This window comes from Streptomyces sp. NRRL S-31 (genome assembly GCF_000718775.1).
In the GTDB taxonomy this organism is placed as follows: Bacteria; Actinomycetota; Actinomycetes; order Streptomycetales; family Streptomycetaceae; genus Streptomyces.
On the sequence record NZ_JOCB01000098.1, the window covers coordinates 1 to 16,663 of the forward strand.

11 protein-coding genes are annotated in these 16,663 nt (G+C 70.7%); 4 read left to right on the forward strand and 7 right to left on the reverse strand.

What is annotated here, in order from left to right; genetic code table 11:
* Positions 1-397: 397 nt before the first annotated feature.
* Positions 398-2,278 carry a Na+/H+ antiporter NhaA gene (locus IF37_RS0130830; RefSeq protein ID WP_030749932.1) on the reverse strand — a complete coding sequence of 627 codons (1,881 nt, stop codon included), beginning with the start codon at positions 2,276-2,278 and terminating at the stop codon, positions 398-400.
* A gap of 300 nt (positions 2,279-2,578) precedes the next feature.
* Between IF37_RS0130830 and IF37_RS0130835 the strand changes: the two genes are divergently transcribed.
* The gene (locus tag IF37_RS0130835) at positions 2,579-4,090 is read left to right on the forward strand and encodes an FAD-dependent monooxygenase (protein WP_030749936.1); all 1,512 of its coding nucleotides are present in this window, start codon (positions 2,579-2,581) and stop codon (positions 4,088-4,090) included.
* A 138-nt stretch (positions 4,091-4,228) separates the two neighbouring features.
* Here the strand turns inward: IF37_RS0130835 and IF37_RS0130840 are convergent, their stop codons facing one another.
* Both IF37_RS0130840 and IF37_RS0130845 read right to left on the reverse strand, forming a co-directional pair.
* A complete protein-coding gene (locus IF37_RS0130840) occupies positions 4,229-4,861 on the reverse strand; it encodes a TetR/AcrR family transcriptional regulator (protein ID WP_030749939.1) in 633 nt (210 codons plus the stop codon).
* A gap of 303 nt (positions 4,862-5,164) precedes the next feature.
* Positions 5,165-6,541 carry an FAD-dependent oxidoreductase gene (locus IF37_RS0130845; RefSeq protein WP_030749942.1) on the reverse strand — a complete coding sequence of 459 codons (1,377 nt, stop codon included), beginning with the start codon at positions 6,539-6,541 and terminating at the stop codon, positions 5,165-5,167.
* Positions 6,542-6,612: 71 nt separating this feature from the next.
* Here IF37_RS0130845 and IF37_RS0130850 point away from each other — a divergent pair, with 71 nt between their 5' ends.
* A complete protein-coding gene (locus IF37_RS0130850; RefSeq protein ID WP_030749945.1) occupies positions 6,613-7,614 on the forward strand; it encodes an AraC family transcriptional regulator in 1,002 nt (333 codons plus the stop codon).
* Between the two features lie 280 nt (positions 7,615-7,894).
* Here IF37_RS0130850 and IF37_RS0130855 read toward each other — a convergent pair whose 3' ends face one another.
* Positions 7,895-8,143, reverse strand: coding sequence for a hypothetical protein (locus IF37_RS0130855; RefSeq protein ID WP_030749948.1), 249 nt, complete (start codon positions 8,141-8,143; stop codon positions 7,895-7,897).
* 298 nt (positions 8,144-8,441) lie between these two features.
* Here IF37_RS0130855 and trxB point away from each other — a divergent pair, with 298 nt between their 5' ends.
* Positions 8,442-9,425 carry a thioredoxin-disulfide reductase gene (gene trxB, locus IF37_RS0130860; protein WP_030749951.1) on the forward strand — a complete coding sequence of 328 codons (984 nt, stop codon included), beginning with the start codon at positions 8,442-8,444 and terminating at the stop codon, positions 9,423-9,425.
* Positions 9,426-9,907: 482 nt separating this feature from the next.
* On the opposite strand, the gene asnB is transcribed toward trxB, so the two are convergent.
* From asnB to IF37_RS0130875, 3 genes are all read right to left on the reverse strand, one after another.
* Complete coding sequence (asnB, locus tag IF37_RS0130865) at positions 9,908-11,758, reverse strand: asparagine synthase (glutamine-hydrolyzing) (protein ID WP_030749954.1); 1,851 nt, start codon at positions 11,756-11,758, stop codon at positions 9,908-9,910.
* Positions 11,759-11,815: 57 nt separating this feature from the next.
* The gene (locus IF37_RS0130870; protein WP_030749957.1) at positions 11,816-13,063 is read right to left on the reverse strand and encodes a cytochrome P450; all 1,248 of its coding nucleotides are present in this window, start codon (positions 13,061-13,063) and stop codon (positions 11,816-11,818) included.
* Positions 13,064-13,192: 129 nt separating this feature from the next.
* Entirely contained in the window at positions 13,193-14,386 is a 1,194-nt protein-coding gene (locus IF37_RS0130875) for a cytochrome P450 (RefSeq protein WP_052845465.1), read from the reverse strand.
* Between the two features lie 740 nt (positions 14,387-15,126).
* Here IF37_RS0130875 and IF37_RS0130880 point away from each other — a divergent pair.
* Positions 15,127-16,314: a glycosyltransferase gene (locus tag IF37_RS0130880; protein ID WP_158727415.1), complete on the forward strand. Its 1,188-nt coding sequence runs from the start codon at positions 15,127-15,129 to the stop codon at positions 16,312-16,314.
* The last annotated feature ends 349 nt before the right edge of the window (positions 16,315-16,663 follow it).

Below are 16,663 nucleotides of genomic sequence, written 5' to 3' on the forward strand. Positions count from 1 at the left end.
CATCAAGATCAGGCCACTCCATCCCGGTCAGGAACTTCAGCAGATTCCCCAACGGCGACCCAGGCGACAGATCCACTACCTACCCACACTCCCACGACTCACTACGCCCGCACCCCGGTGGACCCGACCGGGGCACGACCACCGCGCGGCACCCGCCCCACCGGACCAGAACGCGACAGCCTGGCCGGGCCATGAGGAAAGGCTCCCAACGGCAGCACGAGACGCGCGGCCCGCGCCCACGCCCAGGGCACACGAGCACACGCCGGAAACTGTCACATCATGAATACGGAAACGGCACAGCGAACGGTTCACCGGGTTCGACCCCGAAGTGGCCAGGCGGCGTTCCCGCCACCGCCTGCCGCGCAGGGGATCGGGGCAGGCCACAGAAGATGACCTGTCAGTGCCCGGCGAGCGCCGCCCTGTCCCGGGCGGCCCGCACCGCCGCCGAGAGGCTCGCGATGTCGTAGGCCCCGTGGTATCGGCGCCCGTTCACGAAGAAGGTGGGCGTCCCCGCCACCTGACTGAGGTCCGCCGACTCCACGTCCTCCGCGATGCGCGCCAGCACCCCGGGATGCCGCAGGTCCCGCTCGAAGCGCTCCACGTCCAGGCCGATGTCCCCGGCGTACTCGCGCAGGTGGTCGAAGCGCAGCGCGCCCTGGTGGCTCAGCAGCAGGTCGTGCATGTCCCAGTAGTGCCCCTGCGCACCCGCCGCCTCCGCGCCCTGTGCCGCCAGCTGCGCATGCGGGTGGATGTCCCTGAGCGGCAGATGCCGCCACACGTACCGCACGTCTCCGCAGCCGCGGAGAAGCTCACGGACGACCGGCTCGGCCAGCCCGCAGTACGGGCACTCGTAGTCGCCGTACTCCACGATCGTCACCGGCGCGTGCCGCGGTCCGCGTACGCGGTCCTTGTCGGGATCCACCGCAACCGCCAGGTCGACGACCGTCTCCGCGTCGCCCAGCAGCGCCCGCTGCCGCAGCCCGCTCGGCAGCGCGGCGACGAGCCCGCCGACGAGCCGGCTGGTCAGGAAGGAGCAGACCAGCGCGCTCAGGATGCCGATCTTGGCGTCCTGGAGCAGGTCGCCCTCGAAGGCGAGCGTCGCGATGAGGAGGGAGACGGTGAAGCCCGTCCCGGCGACGGCCCCGCCCGCCGTCACCGCTCCCCACCCGACGGGCGGGCGGATCCTGCCGCGGCTCGCCACGTACGTCAGCACGGACGCCCCGACGATCCCCAGCGGCTTGCCGAGGACGAACGCGACGAGGATGCCCAGGGTGACGGGCGAGGTGAACGCGTGACCCAGCTCGCCGGCGCCGAGTGGAATGCCGGCGTTGGCCAGGGCGAACAGCGGCACGATGACATAGCTCGTCCACGGGTGGAACAGGCCCTGCAACCGGTCGTTCGGGGAGATCGCCGACGCGATGCCGACCCGTACCGACCGCTCCAGCTCGGGCGTGGGCTGTTCACGGAACAGGCGGAACAGGCCGGTGGCGTGTTCGAGGTCGGCGCGCGCCGCCGGGTAGGCGTACGTCAGCAGACCCATGGCGAGGCCGACGACCACCGGATCCACCCGCGATTTGAGCAGCGCGCCCCAGGCCACCAGGGCCAGCAGCGCGTACACGGGCCCCCTGCGCACACCGAGCCTGCGCAGCAGCAGGACGATGCCGAGCACGCCGAGCGCGGCCAGCAGCGCCGGCACGACGACCCGTTCGCTGTAGGCGACCGTGATGACGCCCAGGGCGACGAAGTCGTCGACGACGGTGATCGTGAGCAGAAAGGCCCGCAGCCCGCTCGGCATGCGCCCGCCGGTGACGGCCAGCACGCCGAGGGCCAGGGCGGTGTCCGTGGACATGGCCGCCCCCCAGCCGTGCACCGAGGGATGCCCCGCGTTGACCGCGAGGTAGACGGCGACGGGCACCAGCATGCCGGTGACCCCCGCGGCGAGCGGCAGGATGAGCCGGCGGCGGTCCCGCAGCTCGCCCATGTCGAACTCGCGGCGCGCCTCCAGCCCGGCGACGAAGAAGAACAACGTCATCAGCCCGCTGTTGACCCACTCGCGCAGGGAGAGCGACAACCGGTGGGTGCCGGCCCCGACATACAGCCGTGTGTCCCAGAACACCGCGTACGTGTGCGCGGCGAGGTTGGCCCACACGATCGCGGCGAGCGCCGTGGCGGCCAGGACGGCCGCGCCGCCGGTCTCGGTGCGCAGGAAATCCCGCAACGGCGACGGAGAAGCGCCGCGCCGGCTCTGGCCCGTGTAGGGGCCGGGGGAGCATTCCATGCTCAGCCGCCCGCCGGCCCGCGCCGCCCGAGGGGGGCTTCGCCGAGCAGGCCGACACCACCGCCCTCTTCCGGCCGGTCGGCAGGCGTGGGGAACGTGTGCATTGCCACCTCGCGTCGGGTGTCGTGTGCGGAGCTTCCTCGCTGACGCAACAGCGGCGAGCCGGTGTTCATTCCGGGCACCTCGCGGGGCCTTGCGGCCTCCCCTGGCCAGGAGCGGGGCGGGGGAGTACGGTGCTAATGACCAATTGGTCATTAGCACCGTCAGTGCGGCACACGTATCCCCGACGATCGAGGCGACATGTCTGATACCGGTACGACACCTGGGCGCGACGCGGACCATCCCGTGGTCATCGTGGGCGGCGGCCCCGTCGGTTTATGGACCGCTCATGAGCTGGCTCTCGCGGGCGTCCCCGCAGTGGTTCTGGAAGGGGCCGTGCGGCGCAGCCCGCATTCCAAGGCGCTCGGTCTGCATCCCCGTACGGTGGAGGTGCTGGCCATGCGGGGCCGGCACGAGGAGATCCTGGCCGAGGGCCGTCGCATGCCCAGCTGGCACTTCGGCATGCTGGACGACCGTCTGGACTTCGGCGCGCTGCCCACGGCCTTCCCCTTCATGGTGGCCTATCCCCAGTCGGCCGTGGAGGTGCTGCTGGAGCGGTACGCGGTAGAGCTGGGCGCGGAGGTCCGGCGCGGACACGAGGTGGTCTCCCTCGTCCAGGACGACGCGGCCGTCACCCTGGGTGTGCGCGGCCCCGAGGGTCCGTACGAGCTGACCGCCCGGTACGTCGTGGGCGCCGACGGTTCGCGCAGCACCGTGCGCAAGCAGGCGGGCATCGGGTTTCCCGGAGCCGGGACATCGGCCTATGGGTATCTCGGGGAAGTGGTGCTCGACAGCCCGCCGAGCACTCCGGGGTTCGCGGCGCTCAACGAGGCCGGCCGCCTGCTGATCGTGCCGCTGCCCGACGGCAGGTACCGGGTCACCGGCTACGACCCGCTCAACCAGCATCGCGAACCGCTGACCATGGACGAACTGAGGGACGCCGCACGGCGGATCGCGGACACCGACTTCGGTATGCGCGACCCCTCCTGGCTGACGCGGTTCGGCAACGCGACCCGGGTGGCCGCGGCCTACCGCGCGGGCCGGGTGCTTTTGGCCGGCGACGCGGCACACATCCACTTCCCGGCCGGCGGCGTCGGCCTCAACGTCGGGCTCCAGGACGCCATGAACCTCGGCTGGAAACTCGCCGCCGTGGTGCAGGGCCGGGCCGGCGCGGACCTGTTGGACACCTATCACACGGAGCGGCACCCGGTGGGGGAGGAACTGGCCGAACACACACTGGCGCAGAGCGCTCTGATCACCGGCCTCACTCCCGACGTCACCGCGCTGCGGACCCTGCTGAGCGACGCCATCGCACACGAGCCCCGCTTCTCCCGCATGCTGGCCGGCAAGCTCTCGGGCATCGACACCTCCTACGACCCCGCGGACCCCGGCGCCCATCCGCTCACCGGCACCCGGGCCTACGATCCGGAAGGCCAAGGCATCCTGCCGATGCTGCGCGACGGACGAGCGGTCCTGCTGGACATGTGCGGCACCGCGGCCACCGGCCCGGCGGCCGAGCGGGCGGCGGCGGTCGGCGTGCCGGTACGGCCCAGCCGGCTGTCGGCCACGGGCGGACGAGCGTGGGCCGGTGTCACGGCGGCGCTGCTGCGGCCCGACGGACACGTGGGGTGGGCGACCGAACAGCCCGCCCGCTCACCGGAGTTCACCGCGGACATCGTCAAAGCCCTGGAGACGCTGCCGGCGCGCTTCTGACGAGCGGGCCGGCCAGGCCGGGCGCGGCGGACGCGTTCGTTCGCCGTGCTTCCGGACGGCACCGCCGCCACGAGCGCGCGCCGGCCCCGTGCGCCGGGCGCACGGGGCCGGTCCACTTCCCCAGCACCCGCGAGGCCGCTACCGGGCCTCTCTCCCGCCTGCCGGGGCCGTGGTCAGGGCTCCCTGACGGAGCACGGCTTCCAGGGAGGCCGTGAGGTCCTCGGTCAGGCGTTCCGCGCTCATCTCGGCCAGGGCTCCCGCTCGCAGGACGTACCGGCTGAAGGTGACGCCGACGAGCAGCGCGGCGACGAAGGGCAACCGGTGCCGCACTTCGTAGTCGTCCAGAAGCCGCCGGTAGACCTCGGTGGTGCGTTCCTGCATCGCCACGTAGAGGGCGGCGGCGCCGACCTCGTCGCCGGCGGCACTGCGCAGCAGCGCCACGAAGGGGTCGGTGCCGCTCGACGCCTCCATGCGGCGCACGTACTCCCGCGCGATGCGGGCGGCGAGCGGCTCCTGGGAGTCCCCGGCGAGCGCGTCGACGTCCCGGGTGCCCGGAACGGCCGCCAGGAACAGGCTTTCCTTGCTGCCGAAGTGGCGCAGCACGGAGCCGTGGGTGACACCGGCGCGCCGGGCGATGTCGCGCAGTGTGGCCCGGTGGTAGCCGCGCTCGGCGAAGGCCCTCGCAGCGGCGTCCAGGATGGCCTGACGATGCAGTTCCGGGTTGCGGACCCGGCGGGACGCCGGAGGCGGAGGGGTGTCGGATGTGGCCATGGGCCGAGCCTACCGCCGGAGTCGTACCGCCGGCCCGGTCCGCTTCCCCCGGGACTCCACGACGGTGCGCCCGCCGTACGGATCACCGCGGCGGCGTCGTCCGTACGCCCTGCGAGGGGTGAGCGGATACGGGAGAGGTTCCTTCGCAGGGGAGGGCTGACCCGCGATCAGCTCGCCCGCGTGCCGGCCCAAGTCCTCGGCGCCGAAGCCGATCGCCGCCCGCGGACGTGTACGGACGGGCCCATGACGAGTTCGTGGACGCGCGGGCCGGTAGGTGTGACGGGCGGTGCCCTCGGTCCGCCGCTATCGACGCACGGCGCCCAGCACCTCGTTGAACGCCTCGGTCGAGCTGGGGTGGGTGTAGATGGTGTCGCGCAGTTCACTCGCCGTCACGCCGTGCCGCATGGCCAGGGCGACCGTGTTGACCAGCTCCTGCGAGTCGACGCTCAGCAGAGCGGCGCCGAGGATCCGGTCGGTGGCGGCGTCGATCACGAACTTCATCAGACCGCGGGTCTCGCCGACGATCTTCGCGCGGGGCATGGCGGCGATCTGCGCCACCGGCTTGGCGGCGACGCGCACGTCGTGGCCGCGCTCGCGTGCCTCGCGCTCGGTCAGGCCCACCCGGGACAGCGGCGGCGTGGTGAAGAGGGTGTACGGGACAGCCTCGCGGTCGGCCGTCGTGCGGGCCCCCGAGCCGAGCAGCTGGTCGGCGACGATCCGGCTGTCGTCGAGGGAGATGTAGGTGAACTGCGGGCCGCCGTTGACGTCCCCGACCGCGAAGATGTGCGGCCGGCTGGAGCGCAGGTGTTCGTCCACCTCGATTGCGCCCCGCTCCGTGGTCCGCACCCCCGCGACCTCCAGGTCCAGCCCCGCCGTCGCGGGCCTGCGGCCCGTGGCGACCAGCACCGCCTCCGTGTCGAGGACGTGCTCCTCCCCGGCGGCCCGATAGCGCACCGAGGCGTGCCCGTCCTCGTCCGTGACCTCCACGACCTCGGCGTCCGTGACGAAGGTGACGCCCTCGTCGCGGAGCGTGCCGACCGTCGCCTCCGCCACGTCGGCGTCCTCCCGGGGCAGCAGCCGGGGCCCGGCCTCCAGCACCGTCACCCGCGACCCGAACCGCGCGTACATGCCCGCGAACTCGAGACCCAGGTAGCCCCCGCCGACGACGACCAGGCGCTCGGGAAGTCCCTCGGCCCGGATCAGGTCGGTGCTGGTGCGCAGGTGGGCGCTGGACCGCAGGCCGGGGATGTCCGGCAGGACGGGCTCGGCGCCGGTGTTCACGACGATCACCGGGGCGGTGACGACCAGCCGGTCGGAGCCGGCGCTCACCTCGACCGACTTCTCGTCGAGGAAGCGCGCCCTGCCGGTGAGCACCGTGACCGAGTCGATGTCGTCGAGCATGGCGAAGTTGCGGTCCCGCAGCGCGTCGGTCAGCGTCGTGGTCGCGCTGACGGCCGCGAGCAGGCTGTCCTGCGCCGGCTCGCCCGGGCGCCGGGACTGCGCGTGGTGGATGAGGGCCTTCGTCGGCACACACCCGATGTTGATGCAGGTGCCGCCGTACATCTGCGCGGACTGCTCGACCAGGGCGACCCGGCGCCCGGCGGCACCCATCCGCGCGGCCAGCGTCTTGCCGCCCTTGCCGAAACCGATGACGAGGAGATCTACGTGCAGGGATTCCATGCCCCTGACCTTGCCGCGCGGATCACGCGATGACAAGGTGAGGAAGTCGCAGATTCTGTCGAGGAAGTATCATGGACGCCCTCAGTCGCCTTATCCGCCTGGCCCGTCTGCGGGGCAGCGTCGATCTCCGCTGCCTCGTCGCCGGCCGCTACACCCTGGACAACCCCGACGCCGGGCGGGGCCAGGCGCCGTTCCACCTGCTGCTCAGCGGCGCGTGCGACCTCCAGCTGCCCGGGCGGCGCATCGAGGTGGCCGCGGGCGACATGGTGCTGCTCCCCCGGGGTGCGGCTCACCGGATGCACGCCCGCGGTCCGCGGGCGGCCACGGACGTCGAACGCCGTGACGCCGGCCCGTACACCCTCGTCACCGACGCGGCGTCCGCGTCCGCCACGCGCGGCGCCCGTGACGGGGAGGAGGGTGGTGGCCCCGGGGCACCCGTGGACCTCTTCTGCGGTCACTACACCTGGGAGGCCGGTCCCGGACAGGTCCTGATGGACATGCTTCCCGACGTCGTCCACGTGTCCCTCGCGAGCGGTCCGGACGCCGACGCCGAGGACGCCGGCAGCGCCGAGTACGACGGCCCGGGGCGCCTCGGCAGGCTGGGGCCGCTCAGCGGCCTCATGCGGGACGAGGCCGCCCGTGCCGCCCCCGGGGCCGAGGCGGTCCTCGACGCGCTGTGCGATGTCCTGCTGACGCTGGCCCTGCGCGGCACCCCCGGACTCGGCCGGACGCTGTGGCTGGCGTCGGCGCGGGACGTGGTGCGCACCGTGACCGAGGCGGTGCTCCGCGACCCCGCCCACGACTGGCGCATCGAGGAGTTCGCCGGTCTCGTCTCGATGTCCCGGGCGACCTTCATCCGCCATTTCGTCCGCGAGACCGGCATGAACCCGGGGGACTTCCTGACCCGGTTGCGCATGCTCCTCGCGGCCGAGATGCTCACGCGCACCGACCGCTCGGTCGCCGCCGTCGCCGCCGCCGTCGGCTACGCCTCGGAGTCCGCGTTCGGGCGGGCCTTCCGGGTGACCACCGGTGACACGCCGGCCCGGCTGCGCCGTGCGGCGCGCGCCCGGTGAACCGGGGGCCGCGGCGCCGCCCGGCCTCCCGGCGCGCGGACGGCTGGTACCGTTCGCGGGCCGAGGCGTCGGCTCCCGAGCGGCCCGGAGGGTGCCGCGCGGTGACGCGGGGACAAACGTGTTCCTCGAACCCCGGCACATATGGCGTCGACGCGCGGGCCGGCCGCTGGGACACCCGGCCGCCCGGCACCCGGCGGCACCACGCGATCAGCTCGGTCGCCCGGCCCGGTCCGCGGTCCGGGCCGCGCTGTCTCCCCGCGCGCGTCGACGTGCTCGCCGGTCAGCCGGAAGACGCCAGGAAGGATTCCAGGGTCCGGCTGAGGTTCGTCAGGAACACGTGGCTGTCCCGCAGGTCCGCCAACTCCATCCCGGAGGGGACGGCCTGGCGCCGGACGCGGTCCTGCTCCCGCAGGTTGTGCTCCAGATCGCGAGCGACCTCCACCCGGTAGCGCAAGGCCACCTCGGAGAGCCGGGAGGGCCCGGACGCCGCGAAGAGCCCGGAGAATCCGTCGGGATCGGATGCGGACACGCCTTCTCCTCCTTCTGAGCGGGCCCATGTAATGACCGCCTGGTCATTAGCTGGACGATAGCTGTGCCGGACCCGCACGGCAAGTGCCGTCCACGGCCCGAGACTCCTTCGCAGGCGGCGCCGGACCGGCGGCCGAGCGCCGCCTGCCCGCTCACCGGACGGGGCCGGGTGCGCCCCGGAGGGAGGCACCCGGCCCCGTCCGGGAATGCGCACACGTGCCGTCGCGTTACCACCCGCGCAAGCCGATCGGGAGCGGCCGGGAAGGTCGCAGGGGTCGGCGCAGGAGGAGGGCGGAGACGTGAGTGACGTCCGTAACGTGATCATCATCGGTTCGGGGCCCGCCGGTTACACGGCGGCGCTCTACACCGCGCGTGCGTCGCTGGAGCCGCTGGTGTTCGAGGGCGCGGTCACCGCGGGTGGTGCGCTGATGAACACCACCGAGGTGGAGAACTTCCCCGGCTACCGTGACGGTGTCCTCGGGCCGGACCTGATGGACGGCATGCGTGCCCAGGCGGAGCGTTTCGGTGCCGAACTGGTGCCGGACGACGTGGTCGCGGTGGAGCTGACCGGCGAGATCAAGACCGTCACGGACAGCGCGGGTACGGTCCACCGGGCGAAGGCCGTCATCGTCACCACGGGTTCGCAGCACCGCAAGCTGGGACTGCCGAACGAGGATGCCCTGTCCGGGCGAGGTGTGTCGTGGTGTGCCACATGTGACGGGTTCTTCTTCCGGGAGCAGGACATCGCCGTGATCGGCGGAGGTGACACCGCGCTGGAGGAGGCCACGTTCCTGTCCCGCTTCGCCAGGTCGGTCACCATCGTCCACCGCCGGGACACCCTGCGTGCCTCGAAGGCGATGCAGGAGCGCGCGTTCGCCGACCCGAAGATCCGGTTCGTGTGGAACAGCGAGGTCGCCGAGATCCGGGGCGGGGAGAAGCTGACCGGGCTGCGGCTGCGCGACGTCAGGACGGGCGAGCTGTCGGGCCTGGCGGTGACGGGCCTGTTCGTCGCGATCGGCCACGACCCGCGTACGGCGCTGTTCCAGGGCCAGCTGGACCTCGACGAGCAGGGCTACCTGAAGGTGGCCTCACCGACCACGCACACCAGTGCGGCCGGCGTCTTCGGTGCCGGTGACGTGGTCGACCACACCTACCGCCAGGCGATCACCGCGTCCGGCACCGGCGCCTCGGCGGCGCTGGACGCCGAGCGCTACCTGGCCGCGCTCCCGGACGCCGGGCCGGAGACCGGGCAGCGGGCCGAGCCCGTCACGGCCTCGGTCTGACCACCGGGTGGAACGACTGGCGCGGCCGGCTGACCCGACGGGGGCGCCGAGGCGAACACCGGACGTTCGCGCCGGCGCCTACAGCCCGCTTCCGTGGTCGCGAGGCAAGCCTCGCCTGGTGACGCTCCAGCCGCAACGGGCCTATCTCAGCGACGAGTTCAGCGATCACATCAGCCGACAGGCCCGTAATCCGTCGATTGTCGATGATCACCGTACGCGTAGAGTTCCCCACCACTCGACCATGATCAACCATCAAGGCTCGACGTCTCACCGCCAACCGTGCACGAGCTCGTTGGCCTCGCGCTTTCCTGAAGCAGGCTGTCCGGCAGGCGGTCAGGAAAGCAGAAAGTGAGTCGGTCGCCGCCCTCCTCAGGCCGGGGAACGCGGGCTCGAACACAGCAGCCGACCACATCGCCACCGCCCAGGTCGCCTGGCCCAGCTGCCCAAGCGCCACCGGCTGAACGCCGCTTTCCGCTGCCGGGTCAGAGGTGAATCGTGGGCTGCCACAGGTCGAACCAGGCGTCTAGCTCCAGGACGCGCTCCAGTGCCGCGCGCTGCGACTGCTGGAGCGCCTCGGGCTCGGCCACCGTGATTTTCCGCAGCCTTTCGCAGTCCACCAGGTTCAGCGCCTCACTGTTCCCCTCGCGCAGCACGTCACCGGACTGGCGCTGCAACTCGGCGATGTAGCCCGGGTCCTGGGTGGAAGGGTAGGGAACCTTCACACGCCGCATCACGGACTCGGGAAGCAGGTCCTTGGTTGCCTGCCGGAGCAGGCTCTTACCCATCCCGTCGTACGTCTTGTAGGACCAGGGCGCGTTGAAGACGTAGTCCACCAAGCGGTGGTCGCAGAAGGGCACGCGCACTTCGAGCCCGGCAGCCATGCTCATCCGGTCCTTGCGGTCGAGCAGGACCCGGACGAACCGGGTCAGGTGCAGATAGGAGATCTCCCGCATGCGTCTTGCGTGGGCGTCCTCGCCATCGACCGCCGGGACCTCCGCGAGTGCCTCCTGATACCGGGCCGCGAAGTGGCCGCGGAGATCCAGCGTGTCCGCAAGCGACGGTTCGAGGAGCAAGGTCGCTCCCGTCTGGCTGGAGAACGTCTCCAACCACGGGAAGATGCCGCTCTGCTGCGCCCCGGGGTCGTGGAACCACCGGTAGCCTCCGAACAGTTCGTCGGCGGCCTCGCCCGACAGCACGACAGTGGACTGCTTTCGTATCTCCGCGCACAGCAGGTACAGCGAGCTGTCCATGTCTCCAAGGTTCAGCGGGAGATCACGCGCGCCGACCGTCGCCCTGCGGACGGCCGCGTCCGCCAGAGCGGAGGCGTCCAGTACGACGTCCCGGTGATCAGTTCCGGCGTGTGCGGCCAGATCGTGGGCGAACGGAAGGTCGGGAGTGGCGCGGACACCGTACGGGCCGCCGTTTCCGTCCCGTCCGGCGAAGGCCACGGAATACGTGCGGATGCGCTCACCGGTGGTCTCGCGGAAGATCTGGGCGGACAGTGCGGCGAGGGCACTGGAGTCGAGTCCGCCGGAGAGCAGTACGCCGCTCTCGACGTCGGCGACGAGTTGCCGCCGCACCGTGTCGCCGATTAGCTCGCGGACCCTGCGGACCGTCGTCGGGATGTCGTCGGTGTGCCGGCGCGCGCCGAGCTTCCAGTACGCGCTGACGTGAAGACCGCCGCGATCGACCCGGACGACGGTGCCGGGGACCACTTCGCGCATTCCCCGCCACACCGCCTCACCCGGCGTCTTGACGAACCCGAGCACACAGCCGAAGAGTTCCCGGAGGCCGTCCGCGGTCACCACACGCTCGGCGAGCGGATTGACCAGGATGGCCTTGGGCTCCGAGCCGAACAGCACGCCGTCGGCGGTGGGGTAGTAGTACAGCGGTTTGACGCCCATGCGGTCACGCACCAGGAACAGTTGCTCGTCGCGGCCGTCCCACAGGGCGAAGGCGTACATCCCGTTGAGACGTTCAGCGACGCGGGCCCCCCATTCCAGGTAGCCCCGCAGCACCACCTCGGTGTCGCTGGCGGTCAGAAAGTGGTGGCCGCGGCCACGCAGCTCGTCCCTCAACTCCGTGTAGTTGTAGCACTCCCCGGTGTAGATCAGGACCACCGGACCGTCGGGGGTTTCCACCGTCATCGGTTGCCGGCCTCCCGGCAGGTCGATGACGGCCAGCCGCCGGTGCCCCATGGCGGCGTGTGCCGCCGTCCAGAGCCCCTCGTCGTCCGGGCCTCGACAGGCCATGGTGCCGGTCATCGCTTCGGCGGTACGCCGCTGCTCAGTGAGGTCATGGCGATAAGCAACCCAACCAGCGATTCCACACACAGGGTGTCCTTTCCCGCAGACGGGAGGCGAATGGGCAGATGCCCTCTCCGAGGGATGTCAATAAGCCATGTCGAATCGAATGGGCAGACTCTTCAGTCCTCCGACGAAGGTAGTGGCCGTGAGCGCCGGTGTGCCGGCCAGTTCGATGCTGCGGAGCCGGGGCAGCAGTTCGGCGAAGAAGGCCGATGTTTCGAGCTTGGCCAGCGTCGCACCCAGGCACCGGTGCACGCCGTACCCGAAGGACAGGTGCTTGTTCCCGGTTCGTCCCACGTCGAAGCGGAACGGGTCCTGGAAAACTTCCTCGTCCCGGTTCGCCGACGGATACATCAACAGCAGGGACTGACCTTCCTGGACGGGAGTGTCACCCAGTCGGCAATCCTCGGCCGCCGTCCGCATGAAGGACTTGGTGGGCGTGACCCACCGGATCATTTCGTCCACCGCAAGGGGCAGCATGCCGAGATTTCCCTTGAGGCGTGCCAGCTCCCGCGGATTCTCCACGAGCGCGTGGAGCCCGCCGGACAGCGTGGAGCTGGTGGTGTCGTGCCCGGCCGTGGCGATGAGGACGTAGTAGGAGAGGGTGTCCACGTCAGACAGGTACTCCCCGTCGATGCGCGCGTTCGCGATGCGGGACGACAGGTCGTCCGTCGGATGGGCCCGCCGGTCCGCGGTCATCTCTGCGAAGTACTCGAACATGTCCTGCTTGGGTGCCGCCAGGGCGGTCACCCCGAGTCCCCTTGCCTTGTCCTCGTCCGCCCTGCCGAACATCTCCTGAGTGAGCTTGAGCATCAGCGGATAGTCGGACTCGGGGAGGCCGAGCATGGCCATGATGACATACAGTGGGTAGTGGACCGATATCTCGGTGACGAAGTCGCAGAAGCCGTTGCCGGACTCGAACATGAGATCCACGTACCGCTTGGCAAGTTTTCTGATCTGCGACTCCATCCCCCGCAGGACACTTGGTTTGAACCAATCGGACGCGATGGCGCGAACAAGCCGGTGCCGCGCGCCATCCAGGTGCACGAGCATGGTGAAATTGCCGCCGTTTTCCTCCGTATAGCGCTCCTCGTCCGCGGGTGCGAGCGTACTGCGGGGGGCGTTGAGGAACCGCGTGTTCTCCCGTTCGACCCGCATCACATCCGCATGACGCGTCACGGCCCAAAACGGATTGACCCCCGGCTCGTCGACCCAGTGCACCGGGGCTTCGTGGCGCAGCAGACTGAGTGCCCGATGCAGGAAGGCATCGTCGGTGTAGGTCATGGGATCGACGAGGCAACGTCCGGCCTCTTCGACGGTCAGGTTCGTCACACTGACTCCAATGCTTCGATGCTGGACACGCTCATGGTCGGGAAATCCAGGGCGGTGCGAACCGGCCGGCTGGCAGTCCGCTTCCGCCAACGGCCTTCCCCCGCCCCTGCGGGACGCCGGGATCGACGCTCAGGGCTCCAGCTGTACCCACATGGTGTGCCAGCCGGACATGAACACGGCCTGCTCCCGCCGGTTCGGCAGGTTTGGGGCCGGCTCCGCCCGCGGCCAGCGCCGCGTCAGCTCGCGCAGGACGACGGCCCCCTCGATTCGGGCGAGCGGAGCGCCGAGGCAGTGGCGCGCGCCGTGCCCGAAGGCCAGGTGCGACGACGCGTCCGGGCGGTGGATGTCGAGGAGGTGCGCATCGTCACCGAAGCGTTCCGGGTCGCGGTTGGCGGACCCGAGAGACACCAGGACGATCTCACCGGGGGGAATGGTGGTGCCGGCGATGGTGACCTCGGTGGCGCTGTAGCGGTGGGGGGTGACGCGGACGGAGCAGTCCAGACGGAGGACCTCGTTCACGGCCTGGTCGACGAGGGAGGAATCCTGCGCCAGTCGGGCCCAGGCCCCGCCGGTCAAGAGTGCGTGGGTGCCGTTGCCGATCAGGTTCATGGTGGTCTCGTGTCCGGCGACGATCAGCAGGAAAAGCGTGCCCATGATCTCGGCGTCGTCGAGGTCGCCCGCATCCCGCGCCTGCACCAAGGTGGACACCAGGTCGTCGGCGGGGGCGTGGCACTTGGCCGCCAGCACGTCCTGGAAGTAGGCCGTCAGGGCCGCTCCGGCGTCGGCCGACGCCTCCTGGTCGTGGCCCATCAGCGCGGAGGTCCACGACCGCACCTGCGGGCGGTCGGTCTCCGGCAGGCCGAGCAGCTCGGCCAGCACGGTGATGGGAAGGGGGAAGGCCACCTCCCGCATGAGGTCGACGGGACCGCTGTAACCGTCGACCCCGTCCAGCAGCTCGGCGGTTATCTCCTCCACCCTGGGTCCGAGTCTCCTGAGCATCCGTGGCCCCAAATGGGCCTTCAACGGGGCGAGCAGCCGTTGCCGGTCCGCACCGTCCGACAGCATCGCCGACTTGGCGAACATGCCGGACAGAGGGACGTCCGGTCCGAGGTGGCGCCGCATGATGCGCTGGATTTCGTCGGCGTCGCGGAGCAGGCCCGGGTGGTGCAGGGCCTCCAACGCGGCGGCATGGCCGTAGACGACCCACGCGCGCGCCCCGTCGGGCAGGGTTTCCCGGTGGACGGCTCCCTGGCGGCGGCGCGCTTCGTCAGCTTCGTGGAAGCGCTCCCAGTATGCGTCCGCCCACAGAGTCGGCTGTTTCATGTGCGTAGACCGTCCTCGCTCGAAGGGATCAAAAGGGGCTCGAAGGGCGGAGTCGCTACCCGTCGGCTTCAAGGCCGACTGAGATGAAAAAACCGATAGCAGCCGCATTGCTGGAACCTCAAACCCAAGGGGTATGTACGGTCGCGCAGTCGCCAGTGAGGGAAGGTCGAGGACTGCGGCGCGTGACGTAGCTGGAGATCGTGCAGATCGCACTTGCCGGAGGTCGGCCGTACCCACATGGTCTGCCGGCCGGACATGAGGACGGCCCGTTCCACAGCATCGACTGGCTCATACGTGTGAACCGTCCTTGGCCGGGAGGTTTGAGCCGCTGCTCGTTTCGACGTCCGCTCCTCGGCCGGAAAATCAAGGCAACAAAAGAAAAGGCGTTCCGCTGAATTCGACCTCGCGTCTGCGAGTCGGCGGAAGTGTGAACACGTAGCACGCAGAGCTACGGAGAGCCACTGTAGAGGAGAGCAAATGGCGGAGACAAGTGACGCACGTCACACTTGAGGTCCGCTGCTGCTGGGTACTGTGTAAATTGAATTGCCGACCCCCCTGCCCTCCCTGCCGGCTCCCGGGTCAACGCCGCCAGCCGTATGACGCCCGCCATTCCGGATTGAATGTCGGCCTCGAAAATCACATTCCTTATACCGGCGTATTCCCCCGCCATATCACCGGTTGGTTTTCCTTTTCCCCCCACGTCTGGAGCTGCCGTGCGCGTCCTGGTCACCACTCACGGAATGCTGTCGAATGTGCGCGGTGTGCTGCCCCTGGCCCGGATCCTGCGCACGGCAGGACACGACGTCGCGGTGGGGACCACCGCGGCCATGGCGGACCACCTGCGCGGCGAGGGACTGCGGCACCTGCCGGCCGGGCAGGACTGGCGCCCGCGCATGGCGCGGGAGGTACAGGCGCTGGGCGGCGAGCTGGGTCCGCGCCTGCGGGACGACGGCCTCAGATACGGCCTGGCCCTGCGGTACTTCACCGGGCCCACGGCCCTCGCCGCGGCGCGTTCCCTGATCGAGGCGGCACAGGAGTGGCGGCCCGATGTCGTCGTGCGCTCCTGGCTGGAGTTCGGCGGGTACCTGACCGCCGAGGCGCTGGGGGTCCCGCACGTCTCGCTCGGCATCTCGGGCGGACCCGCCCCGCGGCTCTCCCCGGCCGCCCTCGCCCCGCTCATCGCTTCCCACCGCGCGGCCCTCGGGCTCCCGCCGGACCCCGAGGGCACGAGCCTGTACCGCTACCGCCACATCGCTCTCGTCCCGGCCGGCTATGACCCCGCGGTGGCCGGCATGCCGCGGGTGGCCCACCACGGGCACGAGAACCCCCGGGACGCGCGCCACCGGATACCCGAGGAGATCGACGCCGCACTCGCCGGCCGCGGCGGGCGCCCCGTGGTCCTGGTGAGCTTCGGGACTCTGGTCCCGCTGCTGCGCGGCGCGGACCGACCGCGGGTGGAACGCCTGATGGAGACCGTGGTCGACGCACTCGCGGAACTCGACTGCGTCGCCTTCATGTCCGGCCGTGACCTGCCGCGCCCCGAACGGGCGGCCACTGCGGAACGTGTCCATTTCACCGGAGACGTTCCGCCTCCCCTGTTGCTGGAGCACTGCGATCTCTTCCTCACCCACGCGGGCTTCAACAGTGTGCGGGAATCACTGTCGTACGGCGTTCCCATGGTCACTGTTCCGCTGATCGCCGAGCAGACCTACAATGCCGCACAGTGCGCGCGGCTCGGCCTGTCCGAAAACGTTCACCACGCCGACGCCACCCCTTTCGGTCTGGCCGCGGCCTGTCGGCGGGTAATCGCCAGCCCCGATTTCCGCGAGCGCGCCCGGTCGATGCGGAAAGAGATGTCGGAATTGCCTTCGCTCGCCGAATTCGCCGCCGGTCTTCCGGCCGCTCTGGAAACATGGCGCATGAACTGAGCACCGCTGCCGCATCACTCTCGAACCGCTCCACCTCCGTAGGTACCGACCGACCGGGGACCGCCGTCCCGACGGCGCAGGTGGGCCGGCGCGATCGATCGCCGTCGGCGCCGCCCACTCCACGCACTCCACGCGGGAAATGTATCGAGCCAGCCCACGCGGGATACATGTCGAGTCGGCCCACGCGGGAAACATGTCGAGTCGGCCCCAAGTGAACGTATCGGACCGGCCCGGCGACCCGACGCGCCGGAACCCCCCGGGTCGCAGCGCGGCCCCCGCCTTCCCCCGCCCACCGGCACGAACGCCGTCGCCCGGAGCGTCCATCGATCCGGATCCCGTCCGCGGTCAG

Bases quoted from the DNA above. Each gene is read 5' to 3' on its own strand.
- IF37_RS0130835 (WP_030749936.1), top strand. From the start codon at position 2,579: ATGTCTGATACCGGTACGACACCTGGGCGCGACGCGGACCATCCCGTG.
- IF37_RS0130850 (WP_030749945.1), top strand. From the start codon at position 6,613: ATGGACGCCCTCAGTCGCCTTATCCGCCTGGCCCGTCTGCGGGGCAGC.
- IF37_RS0130840 (WP_030749939.1), bottom strand. From the start codon at position 4,861: ATGGCCACATCCGACACCCCTCCGCCTCCGGCGTCCCGCCGGGTCCGC.
- IF37_RS0130830 (WP_030749932.1), bottom strand. From the start codon at position 2,278: ATGGAATGCTCCCCCGGCCCCTACACGGGCCAGAGCCGGCGCGGCGCT.
- IF37_RS0130880 (WP_158727415.1), top strand. From the start codon at position 15,127: ATGCTGTCGAATGTGCGCGGTGTGCTGCCCCTGGCCCGGATCCTGCGC.
- IF37_RS0130845 (WP_030749942.1), bottom strand. From the start codon at position 6,541: ATGGAATCCCTGCACGTAGATCTCCTCGTCATCGGTTTCGGCAAGGGC.
- IF37_RS0130875 (WP_052845465.1), bottom strand. From the start codon at position 14,386: ATGAAACAGCCGACTCTGTGGGCGGACGCATACTGGGAGCGCTTCCAC.